Here is a 22,532-nt window from a genome sequence, read left to right as displayed (position 1 = left end):
TGTTTTCCTTCTCCTCCCTCTGGCTAAACTTTTTACATCAGCCTTAACTCAACCTTTTACCGCGCCAAGCATCGCACCACTGACAAAATACTTTTGCAGCCACGGATAAACGAGTAGAATCGGAACGGTTGCGAAAATAACGGTTGCGGCCTTGAGACTCTCGGGAGTCAATGGCGTACGGTTAGCACCCTCCATCTGGGTAAGCTCGCTGACCATATTGTTCTGTACCATTTGGAATAACTTCAGTTGAAGCGGGTACAGCTTCGGATCATTAATATACATCAGGGAATCCTGGAATCCATTCCAGCGTCCAACCGCATAGAATAGCGCTAGTGTAGCCAGTACTGGCATGGATAGTGGCAATATAATTTTGAAGAGCGTGTGTACATGGGAACTGCCGTCAATCTCAGCGGATTCTTCCAGACTTTCAGGAATACCTCTGAAGAAGGAAATCAGGATAATCAGGTTAAACGGACTGACCAGTCCTGGCAGAATCAGTGCCCACACGGAATTAAGCAAGTTCAAGTCACGAATGAGCAAGTACTCGGGAATGATCCCGCCACTGAAGAACATCGTAATGATGATGACATACATGAAGAGCTTGCGCCCTTTCAATTTTTTCTTAGTTAACGGGTATGCAGCTGCCAGTGTGAACACCATGCACAGCACAGTAGTAGCAATTGTCAGAACTGTCGTGTAACCCAGTGAATAGATCATCGACTGATCAGAGAACACCTGGATATACGCATCCCAATTGAATTCTTTCGGGAATATGGTCACTTCGCCTGACGTAATCGCACGGTTAGAACTGAATGAGATCGCGATCGTGTGCAGAAATGGAGCCAGGCAGAATATAACAAACAAGGTGATAAAGGAGATATTAACGATATCAAAAATCCGGTTTGAGGTGCGTTCACTCATATGCGCACAGCTCCTTTACTGATGGTCTATACAAACAAGCCGATTGGCGTCTCTTCCGTTCATCCACAACCTACAAAATACCTTCACCGGTTGCTTTCTTCGAAATATAGTTAGATCCTAGCACGAATATGAGTCCCACCACTGCCTGGAACAGTCCGACGACAGTTGCCAGCGTGTATTGTCCTGATTCAAGACCAACTCTGTATACAAAGGTACTGAGTACATCGGAATATTCACGCACGGCCGTATTACCAATGATATAAGGCCGATCAAAACCGATGCTGACCATATGTCCAAGATTGAGAATAAGCAAGGTCACGATGGTTGGTTTAATACTTGGCAATGTAATATGCCAGATTCTCTTCAGCCGCGATGCTCCATCGATCTCAGCTGCTTCAAACAATTCCTTGTTGACGCCGGTTAATGCGGCCAGATATAGAATGGTTCCCCATCCTGCACTTTGCCAGACACCTGTGAAGAGATACGTCACAAGCCATGGATTTTTTTCTGTCAAAAATGGTATTGAATTTAAGCCCATGCTTTCCAGTACACCGTTAACCATACCGGATTGATTACCGAACAATTGGTACACAATTCCCCCGATGATTACCCATGAGATAAAGTGAGGAATGTACAATATCGTTTGTGAGATTTTTTTGAACCATTTGAATCGAACTTCATAAAGCATGATCGCCAGAATAATAGGAGCTGGAAATGAAACGACCAGATCAAGAAAATTCAGCATAAAGGTGTTGCGCAATGTCGTGTAGAAGTCCCGCATTCCAAATACTTCGCGAAAAGCATCAAAACCGATCCACTCACTGCCGCTGATTCCCTGAAACAGGTTAAAGTCCTTAAAGGCGATCTGTACACCGTACATCGGTCCATAACGAAAGATTAAAAAGTAGATAATGGGCAGTGAAATCAGAGCGTATAATTGCCAATACCTCTTCAAGTATGTGGTGGTCAAGTCGGTTTCCTCCTATCAACAAGGAAACGGCTGTGCCGCCAGTCCGGCGGCACACGTTCCTTTCTAGTTAAGCAGTAGTATGGGTATCTGTCTTGGAGATTGAAATGTGGAGCTACTTAATTTGCAGGAAGTGCCTGAACTGCTTCTTCAAGTTCTTTTTTCAGTTCAGTACCACCCAGAGACATGAAATCAGCCATTTCTTTTTCATATACCGCATCGAATTCTGCTGGCTTAGCCATCGCTGTTTTTACGATAATGACATTTAATTTGTCTTTGAGAGCTGTGCTGTACTTCATCTCTGCTTCAATCGGTTTGTCGAAAATGATTGGTCCTACCGTATCGGTGTTAGCAATATCAATGGATTGTTTCAGCATCTCCTGATTATTTTGCGGGAAGCCCATAATCCATGCCTTTTCATTCGTCGCTTGATCACCAATGTTTTTACCGTTCGAGATAATGGCTGTATCCCCTGCGTTAAACAGACGATCCTGCGCTTCCTGGGATGCATCCTCTTTCACTACTGGAATGCCGTCTACCAAATCATAGTTCTCGCCTTCCACACCACTGTAGATATCAATCAGATTGTTGTCAGATGCCATCCAGTCGAGATATTTGATCGCTTCGACAGAACGTTTGCTGCTCTTCGGAATCATAATGTACATACCATTTGTTCCGTAGCGTGACTTGATGTGTTTGTTGTCTGCATTTGGATTGGTGTACACATCAACCGGCAACACTTCACTGCCACTCACATTTTTATGCAAATTATCCAGTGTGCCATCTCCGTAGAACATGGCATCCACATCTTCAGACCAGTAACCTACGTTACCGTTTTGAATGTCTTTCCCTAACTGCGTTTTGTCTTCATCCAAACTGAAGTCTTTGCTGATCAGACCTTCGTTGTACAGTTTGTTCAGGAACTGCATCGATTCTTTGAATCCTTCATGCAGTGGCAATTCATACCGTTGACCATAGGTCAGGTCGCCACTAACTGGCTTGATGAATGAGTAGATGAGCGTTTCGAATTGAGCTGGTGCAAGAGCCATACCCATTGGGATGTTTTTGCTTCCGAGACCACCAGGATCGTTATCCTTGAACGCTTTCAAAGTTGTATATAATTCATCCGTGGTCTTCGGCGCTGGCAATCCCAGCTTATCGAGCCAATCCTGACGGATGTAAGAACTGTATCGGCCTGTGATAGCACGTTTACCCGGAACAGCAAACTGTTGTCCTTCCACTTGCCCAAACTTCAAAGTATCTTCACCCAGGAACTTCTTCAGGTTCGGACCGTGCTGATCAATCAACTCTCCAACATCAGTCAAACCACCCTGCTGGGCATACCGATAAAACACGCTTGAGTCATAAACAAAGACAATATCAGGGACATCCGTATTGCTAGCCATCAGGACGTTCAGCTTGGTAACTTCCTCAGAACGCTGAACGGGTACAAACTGTACGTCAATATTGTTGGGATCACCGAACTTCTCCTGAATCATTTTAGATAGATAGTTGTTCGTAATTGTGTACGGTGAAGGACTGTTACCACGGTCAAAAATCTCCACCTTTAAGGTAACGCGCTCGCCATTGCCTGATGTTCCGCCTTCAGCTGATTCTTCTGATGCTGATGAGCATCCCGCAAGTAAAGAAACGCCCATTACCATCGTAAGCGCCAAACCCATCCATTTCTTTAGACTCCCTTTGGTTGCTTTGCTTCTCATTTTGTCATCCCCTTTGGCTTTGCGTGAATGTTTAAAGCTTGCCCAGAGTATTTCACATTTTTCCGTCATCCTGCAATAAACCTCTTTCGGAAGCGCTTACAAACGGATTATGGTTTATATGTTAAGCCTATTTTCGCAGACTGATTCTTTTCCCAAAGCTGCGCTGCTCTAGGCTTTGACGGCACTCTTCGCCTCAAGGATCAGAACTGCCTGTCCCAAGTCGGATAAACCATTTTCACACACTGCCTATATTCGTAAACGGGAAAAAAACAGGAATATTAGCTTGTTATCCTGCGAAAACAGTTGCATCCGATTTAGTATAAGAGTATTGTTCAACGAAAACAGGGCGAACCTCTGCAAGCCTCTCTCCTAAGTGGAAAGTGACTACATGAAATTCACCCTGTGTTATCCTGATGTACAGATCTCAGAATAGGATCACTTTTGCTTTACTCTTCGGGTTCTCGATGTTCACGTTTCAAACGACGATAATCTCCTGGTGTAATACCCGTTACCCGCTTAAATACACGTCCCAACGTAATTCCATTTGCATACCCCACCTTCAGGGCAATATCCTGCAAAGAGTAATCGGTATTGAGCAGAAGCTGCTCCGTCTCCTTCATGCGAAGCTCTGTAACAAAATCAACAAACTTCATGTTGAATTCTGTCTTGAACAAATAACTCGCATGTTTGCCCGTAATCTGGAATCGATCGCTCAGATGTTTCAATGAAAGATCAGGATTCGCAAACTGTTCTTCGATATAATTTTTCATTTCGTTGACCATGGCTTTGTAGCTCTTGGTTTCCGTTACCGCTACATACGTTCTGAACAAGTCCGTCAGACCATCAAACAAAAGACTTTTCACATCCGCAAGCGTCTCTGCCTCTTCTACAGCACTCAACCATCTGTTGATGTTTTCTTCGGACAGCTCTTCCTGGAGTCCTTCCGACATCATGGCCACCTCTCGGCTGAGCATCTGTAACATGGCCTGAATCAGAGAACGAATCTCATCATCCGGCAGTTTGTTCTGTTCAAACGCTGTAAAGATCTCCTCCAACTGTTCCCGCCACTGTCCACTCGACATCCGGAACCGCTTAACAAAGTCCGCAATCATCTGCAGATAGGTATAGGTATCCAGCAAAGGATGCTGCGTTTCACCGCAGTCGGCTTGGCCGACATCTCCAGTCATCAACAGTTTACGTTGCATTACCGCTTCTGCGGCCGCATAGGAATCTCGTATTGTACCGATTCCCTGAGCGATAGGTCCAATGCCAAAGCTTAAGGAAATGCGTAGATTTTGTTCTACCCAAGATTTGCATTCCTCAGCTACAACACGAATCTGCCCAGACATATCCAAGTTGTTATCATTCTGTTCTTTGAACACAAAAAGGATTGCAATTCGATCCACACTAATCCATTCCGTCCAGCATTGGACTCCCGTATTACGTGACAGCTCTTGCAAAACGTTCATCAAGGCAAATTTCAGCGTATTTTGTTCACCTCTCGTGTACCTCTCCTGAAATCCCTTCTCATAACGGTTAATCTCTCCAACAACAACGACAAAACGCGACGAGTCATGCACGTCATTCAATGGAGAAAGCTCTTTTAATTGCTCTGCTGCATTTTCCATGTGTTCACCATGCAACAGGGCATTGAACAACTTGCTGCGCTGCATAAGTACATTTTCCCTGCTTTTCTTGTCATAATCCATCATATGATTAATCAGATTCTCAAGCACACCGTCAATCATCTTCATCTCATCCGTGCGAGCACCTGAGTGTTCGAACGCCCGAATCTGATGAGACTCAATCCGGTTCATGATGATCTGAATGGGTTTATAGTTACGGCGAGTAATATACACGATATATACAATCGCACAGATGACAGTCACAATAGCAATGATCACCCATACATAAGATATGACCGATACCCAGCCAAACAAGTTGCCAGCCTTAATTCCACTGGATATTGTCCAGCCCAGTCTTTCTAGCGCTAGCCTATTCAGTTCCTGACCGTCTATCGAGCCCTCTTGGTCCGAATGTGCGTTATACACAACCTTACCGTCCCGATCCGTAATCGTCAGGAATGAGAGCTGACCATTAACCATACTATCTACACTCTGTTCAATGCTGCTCATCTTGATATTAATGACCAATGTGCCCTGAGAGCCAAAAGGCAAAGGCATGTCCTTGTTCACGGTTAATACGCGAATAGGGGTACGTTGAACAGAGTCCGCATCGAATTCCCGGACCGGCTGCCAGCCTGAACCGATCGACCCGGTACCCATCTGATCAATCCATGCCTTATCCGAGAAACCTTCCACTTCTCTGGAACCACTTACGGTCAGAACATGTTTATTTCGCTTGTCATATAGATAGATGGACTGAATCCATGAGGACGAATTGGATAGCTCACGTAAATTCTGCGCAATTGCATACACCGTGTCCGAGCTGGTCAGGTTTGTGTTATTAAAATAGAGTTTGTATGCCTGCTGACTCTGTACCGTTTCCAGGATGGATAGTTCAATATCCCTGATTGTGCGATCCACCGTGTCTATCATATAACTGGAGGAAATCCGGTCTGCTTTTTTTGTTTCCTCTTTAGAGATGTCATTGATGAAAACAAACGCGATGAAAATGAGTATGGTCACCGTAAGAAAAAAAATTGGGAAGTACGAGAACAATAACCGATAGTACCAATTACGAGACAATAGACCCCACTCCTCACTCCACGATGCCAATGTTCTCAGCCGTGGTTCTACTGTTCAGCATCCATCTCACCTTAGGGGCTGAATACTATATGATAACGCTATCATAACTGATTTTATGTTATTATAGCACAAGCCTCTGAGCAGCAAAGCAAGAATTGAATTCAAAGAGCCAAAACAAAAAAAACCGTGCTGAGCAGATAACAACTCAGACACGGAACAATTCATCTGGCAGCACACCGTTATATCTTCGATGCTCTAAATGCCAGAATCCTTAAACAATGTGGCCATGGAGCCACCATCCACAATAATGCGTACAGCGCGGGCCAGCATTGGCGCAACAGGTAACACTTTGAAGCATTCAGGGTGATCATCTGGCAGTGCGATCGAGTCCGTAACTACCACCTCTTCAATCGACGGGTGATTCAATTTACTTACTGCACCATCCGAGAACAATCCGTGTGTTGCACATACATATACATTTTTGGAGCCACGTTCCTTCAACCCTTCCACGACATTCAGAATGGTTGTTCCAGTGTCGATCAGATCCTCAATAATAATAGGTGTCCGTCCTTCTACATCACCAATGACATGGGTAATCACCGATTCATTATGGCTTGGACGTTTCTTGATCATAATGGCAAATGGAGAATCCAGACGGTTCGCCAGCTTCTCTGCCATCGATGCTCGTCCCGCATCCGGGGAGACGACAACAGGGTTCTCGATTCCTTTGCTTAACAGATAATCACTAATCAGATCCAGTGATGTCATATGGTCAACCGGAATGTTGAAAAATCCCTGAATGGCCGCTGCGTGCAGGTCAATCGTTACCACTCGATTGGCGCCAGCCGTAGTTAATACATCTGCTACCATCTTGGCCGAGATCGGTTCCCGTGGTGCGGATTTGCGCTCTTGACGAGCATAACCGTAATACGGAACAATGATGTTAACAGTGCGCGCTGAAGCCCTCTTTGCAGCATCAATCATCACAAGCAACTCGACAAACAGCTCGTTGATCGGATGAGACAACGACTGTACCAGAAACACATCACAATTACGAATCGTTTCTTCATAATGAACGTATATTTCTCCGCTCTTGAACCTGGACAGCTTGATCTTGCCCAGTTGTACACCCAGCTTGTCACATACCTGTTCTGCCAGCTTAGGGTTCGATGAACCGGAAAAAATACGTAACGAATGCTGCATAATGCCCTCCCGAGGGTTGAAGTCCCTATATAATCCCTTATCTAAAAGCGAGTGTTCAAAAAGACCGGTTTTCAGTACCGAGAAGATGGGATAAAGCTAGAAATGGAGTAGCGGAGCGTAGGCAAAACTACGTGAGCAACGGACATTTCGGCTGAATTCCAGCTTCGATGCTGAAGATGCCATTAGGCATCCTTCGTAATCAAAGGCGGAATTTTTGAACTACCTCTAAAAGGTTATTTCCTACCCTCATTATACTCCAATGGCTTATACATTTAAAGGAATGAACGAGCGATGACGGCCTTCAAAAACAGCGACTTCCGTACAGCCCAACTCATGTAAAAGTGCTTCAGCTTCAGGCAAATAATCGCCCAGCTTCATTGGGTCATGTGCATCAGAGCCCATGGTTAATGGAATACCCAAGCGAATGGCTTCTGTCAGCATTCTGCGACTAGGGAACATCTCGGCACAAGGCTTCGATATCCCGGAAGCATTCAGCTCCATGGCGCAACCACTTTTGGCAATAGCCTGCAGCGCTGCGTTCTCCAGTGAGATACGTTCTTCTGTCTGCTCCGTTGAAGGAACATAGCCAAACCGTTTAATGACATCCGTATGGCCCATAATATCGTACATGCCCGTGGCGGCTGCCTTGCTTACGGCATCGTAGTACTGACGATATACTTCAAGGATGTCTTTGCCCTCCCAGTGATGGGTCTGGCGGAAATCCGTAATGTCCCATTCCCCAAGAAAATGCACAGAGCCAATCACATAATCCCATGGATAACGCTCAATGATTGCACGGATCTCTGTTTCCCAGCCTTCGATATAGTCACCTTCCAGACCAACACGTACGTCAATCTGCCCACGGTAACGTTCTTTCAGGGAGAAACACTCCTCTACGTAACGCGGCAGTTCATCCATAGGCATCGCCATTTCCGGATAATATTGAGCCGGATCGACATGCAACAAGGGCATGTGATCGGACAATCCAATCTGGGATAGTCCGATCTCCACACCACGCTGCACGTACTCTTCCAGTTTGCCCACGGCATGTCCACACCGCTCATGGTGTGTATGATAGTCTATACGCACGAAACTCGCCTCCTTAATCGCGGCGAGGCCGTTCATGACGGCGGCTCAGCTCTGACATAATGTCGTCCAGCGGTAGCTTGCGCTCTTGTAACAGGACGAGCAGGTGATACATCAGGTCACTGACTTCCAGACGAAGCTCGTCATTATCTTTATTTTTGGCGGCGATGATCGTCTCGGACGCTTCTTCACCGATTTTTTTCAGTATTTTGTCTACACCTTTATCAAACAGATACGTTGTATATGCACCCTCAGGACGCTCACGTTCACGCTCTGCAATAACGGATTCCAGTTCAGCCAATACCTCAAAGCGACTTTCGGAACCGGAACTTGCAGAAGCAGATGCCGCACCCGCTTCATCCGAAGCCTTGTCTGCCGATTTCTCTGGCAAACCAATGATTTCATTATGGAAACAAGTTACCGCCCCTGTATGGCAAGCCGGACCGTTCGGTTTCACCTCAACCAACAAGGTATCGCCGTCACAATCATATTTTAGGGAAGTAATCGTCTGCACGTTGCCAGATGTTGCTCCTTTATGCCACAACTCCTGACGCGAGCGTGACCAGAACCAGGTCTCACCGGATTCCAGCGACAACTTCAGAGATTCGCGATTCATATAAGCCATCATTAAAACTTCACGGGTATCTACATCCTGCACAATGGCAGGAACCAAACCTTCACTCCAACGAATGTGTTCCACAACCTGTTCCAAGGATAACTGTTCCTTGATTTCATCGCTCACTTTAGTCACGGATCTCCACCCCTTGTTCTCTCAAATGTTGTTTTAACGCCGGTACGGCGATTTCTTTGTAATGGAAAATCGTTGCGGCCAGCCCTGCGTCCGCTTTGCCTGTGGTAAATACATCATAGAAATGAGATTCCTTGCCCGCACCGCCCGATGCGATGACTGGAATACGCACAGATTCGGATACCGCTGCCGTCAGCTTCAGATCAAAGCCGTCTTTTGTTCCGTCCGCGTCCATACTTGTGAGCAGAATCTCCCCCGCGCCCAAGCTCTCAGCCTGTTTAACCCATTCCAGCGCCTTGATCCCGGAGGGTTTCCGTCCACCATGGGTATAGACTTCCCACTCGCCCCAAGCTTCGTTATACTTGGCATCGATCGCTACCACGATACACTGCGAGCCAAAGCGACGTGCACCATCTGCAATCAACTGCGGATTAAGTACCGCGGCTGTATTCACTGCAATTTTATCCGCTCCTGCACGGAGAATCCGCTTCATGTCCTCTACCTTGGAGATGCCACCACCTACCGTAAAGGGAATAGCGATCTCGCCCGCCGTCTGCCGCACGACTTCTTCCATCGTTTCGCGACCTTCTACCGAAGCGGAGATATCGAGAAAGACCAATTCGTCCGCGCCCTCGCGGTCATATAGTGCCGCCAGCTCTACCGGATCACCCGCATCGCGGAGATTAACGAAGTTGACGCCTTTGACGACCCGGCCGTCTTTCACGTCCAGACAGGGGATGATTCTTTTTGCCAGCATGCTACCTCTTCCTCTCTATCCGAATATCCCTTACTTATTGACCGCACGTACTGCTTCAGACAGATCGATGCTTCCCGTATACAGTGCTTTACCCACAATTGCTCCACCAACACCATCATCCGCGTGGCGACTCAGACGAAGCAGATCATCCATTACACTCACACCGCCTGAAGCAATAACCGTCCGTCCGCTTGCCTTAGCTAGAGACACAATCGCTTCCACATTAGGACCCTGCATCATGCCATCACGGGAAATATCCGTAAAGATAAATGTTTCTGCTCCATATGCCGCCAGTTCCTTCGCGAGCACCTCTGCTTGCACTTCCGATGTTTCAAGCCAACCGCGAGTTGCCACGTAACCGTTACGAGCGTCGATGCCAATTGCCACTTTGTCGCCATAACGTCCCAGTACTTCCTCTGTAAATGCACGATCCTCAATCGCTGCTGTTCCAATGATCAGCCGGCTAACACCCAGACCCAGCAAACGTTCTACATCAGCTACCGTACGAAGTCCGCCACCTACCTGAACAGGTACGTTCACAGCCGAGGCAATCCGCCCGATCAGCTCATCGTTAACAGGATAACCCGCTTTCGCACCATCCAGATCCACCAGATGGACATATGTACCGCCTTGTTTCTCCCAGGATAAAGCCACTTGAACCGGGTCATCGTTATACACGGTCTCCTGATTATAATCTCCCTGCACCAGTCTTACACATTTGCCGTCCCGGATATCAATCGCCGGATATAGGATAAAAGATGACATACAAGGCCTCCTGAATATGAATTAGATTTGTACGCTTTCTATAGTTAAGAAGAGATGATGTTTTACCTTTGTACAGGTGCTCCTGTCAGAGCCAAAAAGTTGCCAAGCAGCTTCATACCGAGCTCTCCACTTTTCTCTGGGTGGAATTGCATGCCGAAGTTGGATCCTCTGCCTACAATGGCTGTCACCGGATGTCCGTAATCCGTTACCGCCAGCAGATCGTCCCTGTTTTCAGTAAGCGCATGATAGGAATGGACAAAATAGACGTGACCTGCTTCAAGCCCCGTAAATAGAGGATTTTCCGCGTGCAGAAATTCCAAACGGTTCCATCCCATATGAGGAACTTTCAGCTCTCCTGGTGCGAATCGCACCACTTTACCTGGAAAAATATCCAGTCCCTCATGCTCACCATGCTCTTCACTTGAGCTGAATAACAATTGCATGCCCAAACAGATACCGAGCAGTGGTTTGGTCCCGGCAGCGGCTTCCTTCACCACCTTATCCAGTCCACTCTCCCGCAGATGAACCATCGCATCACCAAAAGCACCTACGCCTGGTAAAATGACACCATCTGCGCCAAGAATCTCTTCCCGGTCACCCGTGACCAGCGCTTCGTAGCCAAGACGTTCGACCGCTTTGCCGACGCTGTGCAGGTTACCCATACCGTAATCGACAATTGCAATCGCCATCGTCTACAGCACTCCCTTCGTGGAAGGCACACCCGTTACACGTGGATCAATCATCGTTGCTTCATCCAGTGCACGTCCCAGCGCCTTAAAGATCGCTTCAATCATGTGGTGGGTGTTCTGACCATAGTGCACAATGACATGTAACGTAATCCGAGCTTCCAGCGCTAATTTCCACAGGAATTCATGTACCAGCTCCGTGGAGAAACTGCCTACTTGTTGGGAAGAGTATTCTGCACGGTATTCAAAGTGAGGTCGGTTACTCACATCAATAATGACCTGAGCGAGTGCCTCGTCCATTGGTACAAAAACACTGGCGTAACGCTTAATTCCACGTTTGTCACCCAACGCTTCTCGCAACGTCTGTCCGAGACAGATTCCGATGTCTTCAACCGTGTGATGATCGTCGATATCAATATCTCCGCGGGCCTGCACGTTCAGGTCGAATTGTCCGTGCTTTGTGAACAGATCCAGCATATGATTCAGGAAAGGTACATCCGTTTCAATCGTGGATTGTCCTGTTCCATCTACATTAAAGGCCAACTGAATATTGGTCTCGTTTGTTTTGCGGTCAACCTCTGCTTGGCGCACCGCACCTTTGTTTTCAAGTTCCACACCATTATTTTGCTTATCCATTGTCCGATTCCGCCTTTCCTTCCTGTTCTAACCTTACAGCGATTGCACGGGCATGCCCTTCAAGACCCTCATGGCGGGCCAACTCTATAATAGCCGCTCCGTTCTTCAGCAGCGCTTCTTTACTATAATAGATCAGACTCGATTTCTTGATAAAATCATCCACGTCCACTGGTGAACTGAATCGCGCAGTTCCATTGGTCGGAATAATGTGATTGGGTCCTGCAAAATAATCCCCCACCGGCTCCGAGCTGTATGGGCCGAGGAAGATCGCGCCGGCATTTTCGATCCGGCCAGCGTAAGCCATCGGCTCCTGCACCATGATCTCCAGATGCTCCGGTGCGAGCCGGTTCACCACGTCAATTCCCTCATCGATGGAATCGACCACAATAATCGCGCCATACTGCTCCACGGAAGCAGCAGCGATATCCCGCCGCGGCAGCACTTCAAGCTGCCGCTGCACTTCGCCCTGCACGGCTTCCGCCAGCGTGGCCGAATTCGTGACGAGAATGGCCGATGCCATCTCGTCATGTTCCGCCTGCGACAACAGGTCGGCGGCGACGTACACCGAATTCGCCGTATCATCGGCGAGCACCACAATCTCACTCGGCCCGGCGATACTATCGATATCGACCGCACCGTACACCTCGCGCTTCGCGAGCGCCACGTAAATATTGCCCGGTCCACAGATCTTGTCGACCGGTGCAATACTCTCCGTGCCGTAAGCCAGGGCGGCGATAGCTTGAGCGCCGCCAACCCGGTACATCTCGCTCACGCCTGCTTCCGCAGCAGCAACGAGGATGTACGGGTTAATACCTTCGCCACCATTCGTAGACGGCGGCGTCACGAGAACAATCTCCGGCACGCCTGCCACCTGTGCCGGAATCACATTCATCAGCACAGACGATGGATACGCTGCTTTGCCGCCAGGTACATAAACGCCGACCCGCTTCAGCGGTCGGATGACCTGGCCCAGCAGGCTGCCGTCCGGCTGCCAATCCATCCACGAGTTGCGTTTCTGTTTCTCATGAAACGCACGAATGTTGGCGGCGGCTTGCCGGATCGCCGTCACAAAGGATGGCTCCACGGCTGCATAAGCCGCCTGCAGCTCTTCCTGCGGCACGCGCAACTCCGCGGCAGTCAGCTTTGTGCGGTCCAGCTGCTCCGTGTAACGCAGCAGTGCCGTATCACCCTCACGGCGAATGTCGCTGACAATACGCCGTACCGTTTCATTTTGCTCCGGCGTGCCATACTCCACTTCCCGCTTCAGATCAAACTCCCGTGCAGGTACAATTTTCATACGTACAACCTCCTCATCCTCTGTAATGCCTGCCTTTTTGTGGCCGATTCGTTTCCTTTTTGTGTCTCTTACTCTTGCTTTTGCTTCTGCTTCTGCTTTACATGTTTCTCATCTATATTTCTGACGCAGTAGTTTATCCCCGAAAGCTTCCCGCCGATATCTCATTCGATGCCGGTATGACCTGCTGAAGTGCATCACATAAAGCCTGGATTCGTGCATTTTTCATCCGATAACTTACCCGATTGGCGATAAGACGGCTGGTGATGTCCAGAATGCTTGTCATCTCCACCAATCCGTTCTCGCGCAGTGTCTGACCTGTCTCCACCAGATCGACAATCCGGTCTGCCAGACCAATCAGGGGCGCTAGCTCAATGGAACCATTCAGCTTGATCACCTCGACCTGCTGCCCCTGCTCCCGGAAATACTGTGAAGCAATCCTTGGATACTTCGTTGCAACACGTTGCTGGATGCCTGGCTTCCAGTCTGGAAGTCCGATCACAGACATACGGCACTGAGCGATTCCCAGATTCAACAGTTCGTACACATCCCGATCTTCCTCCAGCAGCACGTCTTTACCAACAATTCCGATATCGGCAACACCGTACTCCACATATGTTGGAACATCTACTGGCTTAGCCATAATGAATTCCATTCCCGCTTCCGGTACTTCGATGACCAATCTGCGTGTATCGTCCACGTCTTCTGGAATATCCAGCCCCGCTTCACGAAACAATTTGGAGGCTTTTTTATAGATTCGGCCCTTCGGCATGGCCACCTTCAGAATATCCGACATCTCAGCGTCCTCCTTCTTCAGATCCGTAAGTAATAACCTGCTCAGCGTGAGCGGTTCTTGCTTCAACCGATACGGCACTTGCCCCAGCCCCATCTTCAGGAAGAAGGAGTGTCACTACATTTTGTCCCATACTGCGTAATCTTGCCGCTTCTGTTAGTGCCTCGGCCCGACGCTTCGGGGTATATTGGATAAGTACCGGTTTTTTCTCTTCAATGGTAATGCCATGAACACCATCAATAATACGGTTCGTTTTCAGTGCAAATCCTGTAGCTGGCAATGAACGACCAAACTGTTGTAACAGATTATCATACCGTCCGCCGCTACATACCGGAGATCCCAGTTCGGCTGCATACCCTTCAAAGGTCATGCCCGTATAATAGGAGAAATCACCGATCATCGTCAGATCAATCAGCACATGCTCGGATACACCGTACGCTTCCAACACTTCGAATACGGCACACAGATGTGCAATCGACTGTGCTGCTTCAGCACTTGAACTTAGCTCTACCGCATGTGTGCATACTTCCTTGCCACCACGCAGACGAAGGATCGCTTCAAGCTGTTCTTTCAACTTAGGCTCCAGATTCAATGCTTCAATCGACTGGCGATAGCCGACATAATCACGTCCGAGCAACCCTTCCTTCAATTGCTCCTGCTCAGCGGTCTGGCCTGGAATCACTTCCTCCAGTAATCCGTTCAGGAATCCCATATGACCCATCGCTATTTTAAAAGAAGACACACCCGCTGCCTGCAAAGAGGCAATCGCAAGCGCAACAACTTCTGCATCCGCTTCAGGCGAGTCGTCTCCAACCAACTCCACGCCCGTCTGGAAAAATTCAGCTTCACGCCCAGCTTCCTCTTCAATAGAACGGAATACGTTCGCATGATAGGACAGACGCAGCGGCAACTGCTCATCTTTGAGCATGGATGAAACGACGCGTGCAATAGGAGCCGTTAGATCCGATCTGAGTACCAGTGTGGTTCCCCGGCTGTTTAGCAATTTAAATAATTTACGATCTGATGTAGAGCTTGCCACACCTACCGTATCGTAATATTCAATGGTTGGTGTGATGATCTGACGGTAACCCCAGCGTTCCATACATTCCAGTACATTGCGTTCAATCGTCCGCAGCTTGGATACTACATGTGGTGTATAGTCGCGGAATCCGGTCGGTTTTTCAAAACCTTTTGGTTTGGACATTGGTAATATTCACCCCGAGTCAGTAATTTAAGAGTTGCACTCGTTCTATTTCAACAGGATTTATGTAGTGTAAATCCCCATTCTATCTTATAAACCTGAATCACAGTATTATCGCATAAGCCTTCAACTATTGGTTTAGTCCAATCCTTATCATGCTTCATTTCTCCAAGAATACTTTCACATGGTAAAGTGCTAACAAACTAAAGGATATGGGATATGATAACACGAAATCCGCACTACCGTCAACAATACCAAAGCTTGATTGCCCTTGGATCGACATATCGTTTTATATGCACACCATTACGCTCGCCAATCGGTATTTATATACGAAAAAAGCTGCCATAAGCAGCTTTTAACTTCAACCCATCTTCATTCATTACTTTATTGACTCAATGCACACTACCCTGAGAAGAATCATCCGTGTTAAAGACAGTTTCTTCTGTAGAAGCTGCCGCGCGGGATAAATCACGAAGTGGATTACCTCCAACAAAAGCTCCTGGTGCAACATCCTTATGTACGACAGCTCCAGCAGCCACAACAGCTCCATCTCCTATAGTTACCCCGGGCAGAATCGTTGTATTGGCACCTATCAGTACATTTTCCCCGATAATCACCTCACCGAGTCTGTACTCCTTAATGAGATACTCATGAGCGAGAATCGTTGTGTTGTAACCGATGACCGAGTTTTCGCCGACCGTTATTTTCTCCGGAAAAAATACATCCACCATCACCATCAGGCCAAAGGCTGTGTGTTTTCCCACCTTCATACCGAGCATTCGGCGGTAAATCCAATTCTTCACCGATAGGATCGGACAGTAACGTGACAACTGGATCCAGATAAAATTACGAACGCCCTTCCACGGACTCACTGTCTTGTAGATATGCCAAAGTGCATTCTGGTCCTCTACCGGATAGCGGGTTACTTTTCTCATGAACGTCCCGTTTCAATACGGATGAGTTTCAATAAATCTCTCATGTCATGCAACATATGATCGGGTCCATATCCGTTCAGGATTGTTTCCCCTTTAAGGGACCATGCAACCCCCGCCGAGAGTGCGCCCGCATTTTGAGCCGATTGGATATCCACTGGACTGTCACCCACCATTAACGTTTTGGCAGGATCTGCACCCAGTTCCGTCATCGCTTTCAGTACCGGTTCAGCGTGCGGCTTCGGATTCGTTACGTCAGTTACTGTTACAATCGTCTTCATATACTTCAATAGGTCAAAACGTTCTAGCACCTTTAATGTAGATGGACGAATTTTGGTTGTGACCACACCCATCACAATGCCAGCCTGATGCAGCGCCTCTACTACCTCAATAACATGTGGAAAAGGTCTAACCATCGCTTCATGATGGATATCATTATAAGCACGGTAACCTTTCACGTACTCGGAGACTTCCTCCTGGCCAGAGAAGGTACGCATTTGCTGCTCCAGTGTGCCGCCCATATGTGGAATAATCTGTTCCCGTGTCCATGGAGCTGAATGCTCCCATCCCCCCATGACATGCTGGAATGAGCTGATAATCAGCTCATTGGTATCAATAATCGTGCCATCCAGATCAAACAATACCGTGTCAATCATGTTGCATTACTCCTTTTTATCATCAACTTGCTTGGATTCATCTTTGGCTGGAGGTGTTAACTTATTCTCTTTGCCAGCAACTGTTCCCGTATGCTCCATATCATCTGAGGTAACTTTGGACGATACAATCGGATCACTGTAACGAACATCTGCTTTACCTGTCACTCTTCTCACCACAATGAATACAACAGCAACAATAATGATGCCAATAGCGAGCAGTTGCGAGATTCTTACGTTACCGTAAGCAGGATCAAGATATCCTTGTTCAAAGCCCATTGCAGTCATTGGAGACCATAGCCCGTTTACTAATGAAGCGACCCATTGCGGAGCCTGGAAGCCAAGACTGTCCGTACGTAGAGCTTCAATGAAGAAACGACCGATAGAGTACCAGATGAAATAAGACATGAACAGTTCACCTGAACGCAGAAACTTCTGACGACGCAGAACCAGCAGCAAGACCAGACCAACGAGACTCCACATCGATTCATACAAAAACGCAGGATGGTGGAATACGCCTTCTACGTTCATTTGATTCACAATAAAGTCTGGCAGATGAAGCTTGTCTCTCAAAAATGATTCTTCTACAGGACCGCCGTAGGCTTCCTGATTCACAAAGTTCCCCCAGCGTCCGATCAACTGTCCAACGAGCAGTCCAGGCGCACAGATATCGGCCATACGCCAGAAGTTATATCCTTTACGACGGAAGAAAATAACTGCACAGATGATTGCACCAATAAGGGCACCATAGATGGCGATACCGCCATTCCATATTTTAAAGACATCCCAGAAATTATCTTTATAATCTTCCCATTTAAATGCGACGTAGTAGATGCGGGCACCAATGATGGCAGAAGGCACGCCCAGCAAGACCATGTCCATGAACACTTCCTGTGGAATATTGTATCGTTTGCCCTCCCGGATCACGAGCAGGAGTCCTATAAGTGCCGCGGCACCAAGAATAAGCCCGTACCAGTGAACCTTTAACGCTCCAATAGAGAACGCAATCGGGTTCAACAGTAATAATGTATCCATTCATTCACACTCCTATTTATTCAATCAATCGCACGCATGACGAATGGTTGGCATACACTGCGCCTTAAGAGAAGCAGTACATGTCAACCATTTATCTTCATTTCCTTGTATAAAATATTTCTTAATCCATGTCTTCCATATCTTCCGAGATGGTTGCTGTCAGCTTGTTCGTGAATTGCAGCGCAGCATTCAGACCCATCTGTTTCAGGCGATAGTTCATACCTGCCACTTCAATAATAACCGCCAAGTTCCGTCCCGGACGAACAGGAATCGTAACAAGAGGTACATCCGTATCAATGATACGTGTAGTCTCTTCATCCAGACCCAACCGATCATATTGTTTATCCTGCTGCCATGCTTCCAGACGTACAACCAAAGTAATCCGTTTGTTATTCCGAACCGCACCAGCCCCGAACAATGTCATGACGTTGATAATACCGACACCTCGAATTTCGAGTAAATGGCGGATCAATTCAGGTGCAGTACCGTGCAGCTGAAAATCTGACGTTTGGCGGATCTCTACCGCATCATCGGCAATCAGTCGGTGTCCACGTTTCACCAGTTCAAGCGCTGTTTCACTCTTACCAATACCGCTGCTACCTGTGATCAGCATACCTACGCCATAGACATCACAAAGTACACCGTGAATGGTTGCTGTTGGTGCCAATTTCTTTTCCAGGAATCCCGTGATCCGGCTGGATAGAATCGTTGTAGCCATGTTGCTGCGAAGTACAGCCAGATTCTGTTCTTCACTAATATCAATCAGCTCTTGTGGAACTTCCAGTCCACGCGTGACAACGATACAAGGTGTCTCTTCCGTACAAAGACGTTGCATACGATCGCGCCGCTCTTGCTCAGGTAACATTGCAAAGAAAGCTAATTCCGTTCTTCCAAGCAGCTGTACCCGTTCTTGTGGATGGTATTCAAAATAACCGGCCATTTCCAGACCAGGACGATTCAGGTCATCTACCGTAATGACTCTTTTCAATCCGTGAGATCCAGAAACAACCTCCAACTGAAATTGCTGCACCAGTTCAGATACTTTCACTTTTTTCGCCATTTGTCTCTTCCTTTCAGCATTAGCTGTCCCTCTATGTACATCAGATCGTGTATCAGTTATTTCCATTATTAGCGCATTCACAACATGAGGTACAGAATGCATACCCTTCCAACAGTCAATTCTCTCAAATAAATGAAGACAGACCTTCAAATAATCTTAAATGAATTCCGGGATGAATGCAATCGCAGCCTCCGACAACCATTAGTAAGAAAAGTCTTCTGATCGAAGCACCTTCTAGGATACTACATTCGTAGTTTAAGGGGTGTTTTTCTTGCGATTATTAATCCTTCCACTCTGCCGAAACTTATAAATTCATTAATCTTAAAAAAGCCCCTTCCAGCAATAACGGAAGGGGCTCTCATTACAATGTATAATTGCGTTAACTGTCAGGTTCCATCGTCACCGAGGAATCCCAGTATTATTTGTCTTGAAGAAGTACGTTCACTTCAGTCTCTTTGTCAAAGATATGAACTTTGTTCATGTCGATGGCCATTTTAACTGTGGAACCATCACGAGTGTTAGAACGTCCGTCTACACGTGCGATCGTTGTATCATTACCAACACCGCTCAAGTAGAGGAGCATTTCGTGACCCAGGTTCTCTGTAACATCTACGTGTGTAGAGAATACAGAGTTCGGGGATGCTTCCAGGAATACTGGCTCTTCGTGAATGTCTTCTGGACGAACACCCAGAATCACTTCTTTACCAATGTATCCTCTAGATTTCAACACTTGTGCTTTACCTTGCGGGATTTCAACATCCACACCAGGAGCTATGAAATGCATGCTAGTACCTTGCTCAGCGAGTTTACCCGAGATAAAGTTCATTGTCGGGGAACCGATGAAACCAGCTACGAACAGGTTAGCCGGCAGGTTGTACAACTCTTCCGGAGAAGCTGCTTGTTGGATGATACCATCCTTCATAACAACGATCCGATCACCCATCGTCATAGCTTCGATCTGGTCATGCGTTACGTAGATAACAGTTGTTTCCAAACGTTTCGCAAGTTTAGTGATCTCAGCACGCATTTGACCACGCAGTTTGGCATCCAAGTTGGAGAGAGGCTCATCCATCAAGAACACTTGTGGATCACGGACAATCGCACGTCCCAAAGCGACACGTTGACGTTGACCACCGGACAATGCCTTAGGTTTACGCTCAAGCAAATGTTCGATATCCAGGATTTTAGCTGCTTCACGTACACGTTTGTCGATCTCATCTTTTTTAACCTTACGCAATTTCAAACCAAACGCCATGTTTTGATATACGCTCATATGCGGATACAAGGCATAGGATTGGAATACCATCGCGATATCGCGGTCTTTAGGTGCAACATCATTAACGACACGGTCACCGATATAGAGTTTACCTTCAGAAATTTCCTCAAGGCCTGCGATCATACGAAGTGTTGTTGATTTACCACAACCGGACGGACCTACCAGTACCAGAAATTCTTTATCTTTAATGTCCAGGTTAATGTCAACTACAGTTGCTTTATCAGAACCCGGGTATTTTTTGAAAATATGCTCTAAACGTACTCCAGCCATGATTGTTGCCTCCTCAGAGATCATTTTGAAATCGAATACAATTTGTATTTTTATAATACCCTATCTACGTGAGGTTTGACTATTCGCAAACTGCACAAAAATATCAATGCTTTTTCGTCACTTTGTACATTAGTAGTAAAAACTGCACTAGAACAGCACTTTCGAAGTGCCTCACATCGTAACTAATCTCCTGTTTTATCTTGTCCAGACGATAAACCAACGTATTACGATGAATGAAAAGTCGTTTCGCTGTCTCGCTGACATTACAGTCCAGGCTAAAAAAGGTCTCCAGCGTAGCAAGTGTCTCACTGTCATTGAAGATTACCGTGTCTTTACCAGTTTCCTTTATAAAACGTATACGTTGATCATCTGGAATGCTCGCTACCAACCGCTCCAGGTGAAGATCCCATGGGAGATGAATATGCTGCGTAACATGGAATGCTCTCCCTAAGTGAACACTTTCTTTAAGAAGAACTGTGACCGATACAAGTTGTTGCGCAGGAATGCATGGCAGAGATGCAGACAGATGGAACACCCCAGCCCACTCACTGGCAACCAATTCATGTAACCCCAGACAAAAAGCGTTCAGTGAATCCTTTTTGGCTTCCGTTGTATCTTCTTCGGCTTCTTCAGTAACAATTTCTTTATCACCCATGAAAATCCACTCTTGCTCCCCCAAAGGAATCAAGACTATCTCCTCGCCAAAGTAACTCTCAAGCAACTTGTTGAGTTCCTTGGATCGTAAACGATGTGCATCCGGTGTATCCCCTTGCAGCAAGAAGAGAATCTTCTCAGCATTTAAGCCTGCGGGCACCACAAAGCGATCAGGAACCGCTTCAGATTCCTGCTTGGTTGGTTCTTCGATCTGCTCTTTAAGCCAGAGACCCAATTCAGTCAAATACTGCTCCCTATCATTCTCATATACAACAGGTTGTACCTCATCGGGTAGAGCCGTGTTAGTACGGATCAAAAGCTCAATCAATTGTCGTGTCTCCACGGTAATAGATTTTGCAGGGCATCCCCAACACACGACAGTCTCTTCTTGCTCATTCATCCGAACCTTAAAAAATATACGCTTTCCCGTATTCAAACTGATCACATCGGATGAAATTGGAGATGCAGATTGATCAGATAACTCCTGACGCTCACCTTCATCACCAAAGGTCTCTGAATTTTCATGATTACCAACTAGATTGGCAACAGATTGCATCCATTCTTCTATTGTAATTTCATATTCGTCCAAATTTGTGCCTATAATGACTTCAATTTGCTGTTTTAGATCAGGTATGAGCTTCATATAATGAACGTCACCACTCTGCATGTTTTCTATTAGTTTATCATATCTTGCCCAGCATTAATAAATATCCATATTGAGATAAAATTACACAACAAAAAAAGAGCAACTAATCAAATTAATGATTAATCACTCTTTTCTTAAAGATGAGTCATGAAGGGCTCGAACCTTCGACACCCTGATTAAAAGTCAGGTGCTCTACCAACTGAGCTAATGACTCATAAAACTGGTGGAGGATGATGGATTCGAACCACCGAACCCGTACGGGAGCAGATTTACAGTCTGATGCGTTTGGCCACTTCGCTAATCCTCCAGGGATTAAAGGTGGCTCGGGACGGAATCGAACCGCCGACACGAGGATTTTCAGTCCTCTGCTCTACCGACTGAGCTACCGAGCCATATTTAATTTTTAGGATTAATGGCGGAACCGACGGGATTCGAACCCGCGATCTCCTGCGTGACAGGCAGGCATGTTAGGCCAACTACACCACGGTTCCAGGCATTAATGGTGCCGGCGAGAGGACTT

At 46.8% G+C, this 22,532-nt stretch carries 20 protein-coding genes and 4 tRNA genes; all 24 read right to left on the bottom strand.

The genetic code is table 11. The features are described 5' to 3' along the window. Positions 1-48: 48 nt before the first annotated feature. The 24 genes from C170_RS26795 to C170_RS26680 all read right to left on the bottom strand — a co-directional run bounded on the left by C170_RS26795 (position 49) and on the right by C170_RS26680 (position 22,503). The gene (locus C170_RS26795; RefSeq protein ID WP_036616194.1) at positions 49-921 is read right to left on the bottom strand and encodes a carbohydrate ABC transporter permease; all 873 of its coding nucleotides are present in this window, start codon (positions 919-921) and stop codon (positions 49-51) included. Between the two features lie 70 nt (positions 922-991). Then, complete coding sequence (locus C170_RS26790) at positions 992-1,891, bottom strand: ABC transporter permease (protein ID WP_036616191.1); 900 nt, start codon at positions 1,889-1,891, stop codon at positions 992-994. Between the two features lie 116 nt (positions 1,892-2,007). Continuing rightward, a complete protein-coding gene (locus C170_RS26785) occupies positions 2,008-3,609 on the bottom strand; it encodes an extracellular solute-binding protein (protein WP_036616409.1) in 1,602 nt (533 codons plus the stop codon). A gap of 446 nt (positions 3,610-4,055) precedes the next feature. Then, positions 4,056-6,317: a helix-turn-helix domain-containing protein gene (locus C170_RS26780; RefSeq protein WP_036616187.1), complete on the bottom strand. Its 2,262-nt coding sequence runs from the start codon at positions 6,315-6,317 to the stop codon at positions 4,056-4,058. Positions 6,318-6,572: 255 nt separating this feature from the next. Continuing rightward, on the bottom strand, positions 6,573-7,520 hold the full coding sequence (locus C170_RS26775) for a ribose-phosphate diphosphokinase (protein WP_036616184.1): 948 nt from the start codon (positions 7,518-7,520) through the stop codon (positions 6,573-6,575). Positions 7,521-7,784: 264 nt separating this feature from the next. Further along, the gene (hisJ, locus tag C170_RS26770; RefSeq protein ID WP_036616181.1) at positions 7,785-8,609 is read right to left on the bottom strand and encodes a histidinol-phosphatase HisJ; all 825 of its coding nucleotides are present in this window, start codon (positions 8,607-8,609) and stop codon (positions 7,785-7,787) included. 13 nt (positions 8,610-8,622) lie between these two features. Beyond that, the gene (gene hisIE, locus C170_RS26765) at positions 8,623-9,357 is read right to left on the bottom strand and encodes a bifunctional phosphoribosyl-AMP cyclohydrolase/phosphoribosyl-ATP diphosphatase HisIE (RefSeq protein ID WP_370739117.1); all 735 of its coding nucleotides are present in this window, start codon (positions 9,355-9,357) and stop codon (positions 8,623-8,625) included. Next, entirely contained in the window at positions 9,350-10,111 is a 762-nt protein-coding gene (gene hisF / locus C170_RS26760; protein WP_017691268.1) for an imidazole glycerol phosphate synthase subunit HisF, read from the bottom strand. The genes hisIE and hisF overlap by 8 nt, the downstream gene beginning before the upstream one ends. A 30-nt stretch (positions 10,112-10,141) precedes the next feature. Next, positions 10,142-10,876, bottom strand: a complete 735-nt coding sequence (gene hisA / locus C170_RS26755) for a 1-(5-phosphoribosyl)-5-[(5-phosphoribosylamino)methylideneamino]imidazole-4-carboxamide isomerase (RefSeq protein WP_036616178.1) — start codon at positions 10,874-10,876, stop codon at positions 10,142-10,144. Between the two features lie 62 nt (positions 10,877-10,938). Continuing rightward, a complete protein-coding gene (hisH, locus tag C170_RS26750; protein ID WP_036616175.1) occupies positions 10,939-11,565 on the bottom strand; it encodes an imidazole glycerol phosphate synthase subunit HisH in 627 nt (208 codons plus the stop codon). Positions 11,566-11,568: 3 nt separating this feature from the next. After that, entirely contained in the window at positions 11,569-12,198 is a 630-nt protein-coding gene (gene hisB / locus C170_RS26745; RefSeq protein WP_036616172.1) for an imidazoleglycerol-phosphate dehydratase HisB, read from the bottom strand. Then, entirely contained in the window at positions 12,191-13,495 is a 1,305-nt protein-coding gene (gene hisD, locus C170_RS26740; protein ID WP_036616169.1) for a histidinol dehydrogenase, read from the bottom strand. Before hisD ends, hisB begins: the two co-directional genes overlap by 8 nt. A gap of 133 nt (positions 13,496-13,628) precedes the next feature. Then, positions 13,629-14,288 (bottom strand): ATP phosphoribosyltransferase, encoded by a 660-nt coding sequence (gene hisG, locus C170_RS26735; RefSeq protein WP_036616167.1) that lies wholly within the window; start codon positions 14,286-14,288, stop codon positions 13,629-13,631. Between the two features lies 1 nt (position 14,289). Beyond that, positions 14,290-15,489, bottom strand: a complete 1,200-nt coding sequence (locus tag C170_RS26730; RefSeq protein ID WP_036616165.1) for an ATP phosphoribosyltransferase regulatory subunit — start codon at positions 15,487-15,489, stop codon at positions 14,290-14,292. Between the two features lie 389 nt (positions 15,490-15,878). Then, positions 15,879-16,421, bottom strand: coding sequence for an acyltransferase (locus C170_RS26725; RefSeq protein WP_036616162.1), 543 nt, complete (start codon positions 16,419-16,421; stop codon positions 15,879-15,881). After that, on the bottom strand, positions 16,418-17,074 hold the full coding sequence (ppaX, locus tag C170_RS26720; RefSeq protein ID WP_017691276.1) for a pyrophosphatase PpaX: 657 nt from the start codon (positions 17,072-17,074) through the stop codon (positions 16,418-16,420). Before ppaX ends, C170_RS26725 begins: the two co-directional genes overlap by 4 nt. A gap of 6 nt (positions 17,075-17,080) precedes the next feature. Further along, positions 17,081-18,106, bottom strand: a complete 1,026-nt coding sequence (gene lgt, locus C170_RS26715) for a prolipoprotein diacylglyceryl transferase (protein ID WP_036616160.1) — start codon at positions 18,104-18,106, stop codon at positions 17,081-17,083. Positions 18,107-18,227: 121 nt separating this feature from the next. Continuing rightward, on the bottom strand, positions 18,228-19,166 hold the full coding sequence (gene hprK, locus C170_RS26710) for an HPr(Ser) kinase/phosphatase (RefSeq protein ID WP_017691278.1): 939 nt from the start codon (positions 19,164-19,166) through the stop codon (positions 18,228-18,230). A 418-nt stretch (positions 19,167-19,584) separates the two neighbouring features. Next, a complete protein-coding gene (locus C170_RS26705) occupies positions 19,585-20,712 on the bottom strand; it encodes an ABC transporter ATP-binding protein (protein ID WP_017691279.1) in 1,128 nt (375 codons plus the stop codon). A 103-nt stretch (positions 20,713-20,815) separates the two neighbouring features. Beyond that, entirely contained in the window at positions 20,816-22,009 is a 1,194-nt protein-coding gene (locus tag C170_RS26700) for a PucR family transcriptional regulator (protein ID WP_051447417.1), read from the bottom strand. 144 nt (positions 22,010-22,153) lie between these two features. Then, positions 22,154-22,226: transfer RNA gene (locus C170_RS26695), tRNA-Lys, on the bottom strand. A 7-nt stretch (positions 22,227-22,233) separates the two neighbouring features. Beyond that, positions 22,234-22,319 (bottom strand) — tRNA-Tyr (locus C170_RS26690). A 12-nt stretch (positions 22,320-22,331) separates the two neighbouring features. Then, a tRNA-Phe gene (locus C170_RS26685) sits at positions 22,332-22,404 on the bottom strand. A gap of 21 nt (positions 22,405-22,425) precedes the next feature. Beyond that, positions 22,426-22,503: transfer RNA gene (locus C170_RS26680), tRNA-Asp, on the bottom strand. Positions 22,504-22,532 lie beyond the last annotated feature (29 nt).

The organism is Paenibacillus sp. FSL H7-689 (assembly GCF_000517905.1).
Classification (GTDB): domain Bacteria; phylum Bacillota; class Bacilli; order Paenibacillales; family Paenibacillaceae; genus Paenibacillus; species Paenibacillus amylolyticus.
This window is presented reverse-complemented; position numbering and strand designations above follow the sequence as displayed.